Origin of the sequence: Mesorhizobium sp. M1E.F.Ca.ET.063.01.1.1 (assembly GCF_003998155.1) — a bacterium.
Lineage (GTDB): Bacteria > Pseudomonadota > Alphaproteobacteria > Rhizobiales > Rhizobiaceae > Mesorhizobium.
Genome location: NZ_RZSC01001271.1, coordinates 1 through 987, shown reverse-complemented (window position 1 = coordinate 987; position 987 = coordinate 1). Strand labels below are relative to the sequence as shown.

The 987-nt window shown below is 64.1% G+C and carries 1 pseudogene; it reads right to left on the bottom strand.

Annotated features, from left to right (window positions below):
* A pseudogene (locus EOA29_RS37865) lies at positions 1-589 on the bottom strand (PAS domain-containing sensor histidine kinase); the annotation flags it as partial.
* Positions 590-987 lie beyond the last annotated feature (398 nt).

Here is a 987-nt window from a genome sequence, read left to right as displayed (position 1 = left end):
GGAGACCCGCCGCGGCGTTCTTGCGGTCGCCTGTGAGGCTGACGGCGGCAAACCAGTCCTTGCCGCCGATGCTGACATCCATCACGCCGGCGCGGTCGCCGAACATGAACAGCGGTTGTCCGCCGAGCACAAGGCTGTCGAGCGGGCGCCCCCGCCAGCCGGTCGACAATGGCGACACGGCGATGATCTTGAAGGCGCCGTCGGTGATGGCAAGCACGTGGCTGCGGCCCATGGCGCCTTGGCGGCTGGTGGTCTCCAGGAGGTCCACGGCATTGGCGCCGGCCGCGCTCGGGTTCGCGGTGATTGCCTGCGCCATCTGTCCGGCGGCCAAAGACAGCACCGCCTTGGTCTCCCGTTCGACCTCGTCGCGCTCGTTCACCAGCGACAGGAAGCGCAGCGCGGCGATGACGATCAGGAAGATGACGATCAATGCGGGGATCGAGCGGCGCAGCAGCGGCTCCGCCGCCAGCAGCCGCTGGTAGGCGGGCTCGGCGATCAGGCGCGCGTTGCCGGCAAGCCCGTCGCCCCTTGCCACGCGACGCGCAAAAGCCTTCCCTCCGGGCGCGCCCCACGCGTCCGTCTTGGCCATAAATGGCACTCCCCGATTTGCCGCATACTTGACGATCCGGCTACGCCGCACGCCCGAATCGTCATTAAAGAATCAAAGGTGATTCGCCTTGTCCAGAGGCGCGGCCAAAAAAGATTAAAAGTTGATTGAAATTGACGCTTTTTCCCTTCTCCCCCTGTGGGAGAAGGTGGATCGGCGCGCAGCGCCGAGACGGATGAGGGGTGTTCCAGCGGAGTGAGACGTTGGCGTTCCCTGGAACACCCCTCATCCGTCGCCTTCGGCGACACCTTCTCCCACAAGGGGGCTAGCGTGCGCACACATTTGCTTCGTGCTGTGGTCAAGCGTGAAGAGGCGCCGTCGGAAAATGGCTTGAAGCGGTTGAATTGTATGTGATTCTGTAGCCGCCATTGTTGCATCTG